The 2075-nt window shown below is 63.2% G+C and carries 1 protein-coding gene and 1 pseudogene; one reads left to right on the forward strand and one right to left on the reverse strand.

Annotated features, from left to right (window positions below; translation table 11 throughout):
* Positions 1–303, reverse strand: a pseudogene (locus tag ACTO5E_RS10870) (sodium-dependent transporter); the annotation flags it as partial.
* Positions 304–807: 504 nt separating this feature from the next.
* On the opposite strand from ACTO5E_RS10870, the gene ACTO5E_RS10875 reads away from it, so the two are divergent.
* On the forward strand, positions 808–2073 hold the full coding sequence (locus ACTO5E_RS10875; RefSeq protein ID WP_482303579.1) for a putative DNA modification/repair radical SAM protein: 1266 nt from the start codon (positions 808–810) through the stop codon (positions 2071–2073).
* The last annotated feature ends 2 nt before the right edge of the window (positions 2074–2075 follow it).

Consider the following 2075-nt stretch of genomic DNA (forward strand, 5'->3'; position numbering starts at 1 on the left):
CATCAGCAGGTAGTTGCCGGCAAAGCCCACATAACTGTACCAGTGCCATTTGCTGCCCTTGGGCTCCAGCCGCTGGAAGGACAGAGCGATGCTCCGCTGGCTGGCCCGGCCCACCGCCAGCTCCATCACCATGACGGGCAGGCCCAGAATGACCAGAAACAGCAGGTACAGCAGCACAAAAGCCGCCCCGCCGTATTTCCCCGTGATGTAGGGGAAGCGCCACACGTTGCCCAGCCCGATGGCGCAGCCCGCCGAGATGAGCACAAAGCCCAGGCGGGAGGAAAATGTCTCTCGTTTCTCCATTGAAAATCTGATTCTCCTTTGCAGTCATAAACACAAGCGGGGCTGGCGGCGCGGGGGCTTCTGATGCTGACATCGGGAAGCCTTCCACGGAACCCCGCCCCTCTTATGCCCCACATTATACCACATGGAGCGGACCGGGGACAAGTCCATAATTCCCTGCGTTTGCCCCAAAAATTCAGGGAGCCCGACAAATTGGGGCAGGGGTGGAGCGCTTGCCTTGCACGTCCGAAAAGCCCCCCCTTGGAGGGGGGTGGCGCGGCGAAGCCGTGACGGGGGGAGTTTTGGCGGGAAAAGCTGTATAAAATCCTAATTTTGCTCCCTCAGCCACCGCCCGCGGCGGTGACAGCTCCCTCAAGGAGGGAGCCTGGTTATTTTTCGACAAGCTGGGGCTGGTATGCAAAATTTTCCTTTTCTCCGAAAAATTTCCCTTGACAGGGGGATTTTTTGCGCTATAATGATAGTACTACTGTTCTATAGAACGTATTTTCGCAAGGGGGGCTCTCCATGGAGCTGCTGGACAAGCTGAACATCTTGGCCGACGCCGCCAAATATGACGCCGCGTGCACCTCCAGCGGGCTGGACCGCTCCGGCCGGCCGGGGGCCATTGGCAGCACCATGCTGGCGGGCTGCTGCCACTCCTTCTCGGCGGATGGACGGTGCGTCACCCTGCTGAAGGTGCTGCAAACCAACTTCTGCGTCTACGACTGCCAGTACTGTGTGAACCGCCGCTCCAACGACGTGCCCCGGGCGGCCTTCACCCCGGAGGAGCTGTGTGAGCTGACCATAGGCTTTTACCGACGCAACTATATCGAGGGGCTGTTTCTGTCCTCGGCGGTGGTCCAGAGCCCGGACTACACCACTGAGCTGATGATCCGCACCCTGCGCATCCTCCGGGAGCAGCACCGCTTCGGGGGCTATATCCACGCCAAGGCCATCCCGGGGGCGGACCCCCTCCTCACCCGGAGGCTGGGCCTGCTGGCCGACCGGCTGAGCGTGAATATTGAGCTGCCCTCCTCCCCGAGCCTGGCCCTGCTGGCCCCGGACAAGAAGAAGGAATCCATCCTCACCCCCATGCGGCAGATCAGCGAGGGCATCGCCGTCTCCAAAAAGGAGGTGGAGGTGTACCGCCACGCCCCCCGGTTCGCCCCGGCGGGGCAGTCCACCCAGATGATCGTGGGGGCCACCCCGGAGAACGACCGGCATATCCTCACCCTGACCCAGGCCCTTTACGACCGCTACCAGCTGAAAAGGGTGTTCTATTCCGCCTATATGCCCGTGTCCTCCAGCCCCCTGCTCCCGGTGGCGGCGGACTTTAAGCCACCGCTCCTCCGGGAGCACCGGCTCTACCAGGCCGACTGGCTGCTGCGGTACTACCACTTCCGGGCAGAGGAGATCCTGGACGAGTCCCAGCCCGACCTGGACCCCCGGATGGACCCCAAATGCTGCTGGGCCCTGCGCCACCTGGAGTTTTTCCCGGTGGAGGTGAACCGGGCGGACTATGAAGCCCTGCTCCGGGTGCCCGGCCTGGGGGTGCGGTCGGCCAAACGCATCCTGCGGGCAAGGCGGGTGGGGCCGCTGAATTTCGAGGGCCTGAAACGGCTGGGGGTGGTCCTCAAGCGGGCGCAGTATTTTCTCACCTGCTCCGGGCGGATGATGCGGGGCCTGCGGGTCAGCGAGGACGGCCTGCTCCGCCACCTGGTTTCCCTGGAAGCCCCCGCCCTGGCCGCCCCCATGCCGGAGCAGCTGTCGCTGTTTGATTCCGCTGTGTAGGG

This window comes from Acutalibacter sp., assembly GCF_056800975.1.

Excerpts from the sequence above, each read along its gene's own strand:
- ACTO5E_RS10875 (WP_482303579.1), top strand. The coding sequence starts at position 808 with ATGGAGCTGCTGGACAAGCTGAACATCTTGGCCGACGCCGCCAAATAT.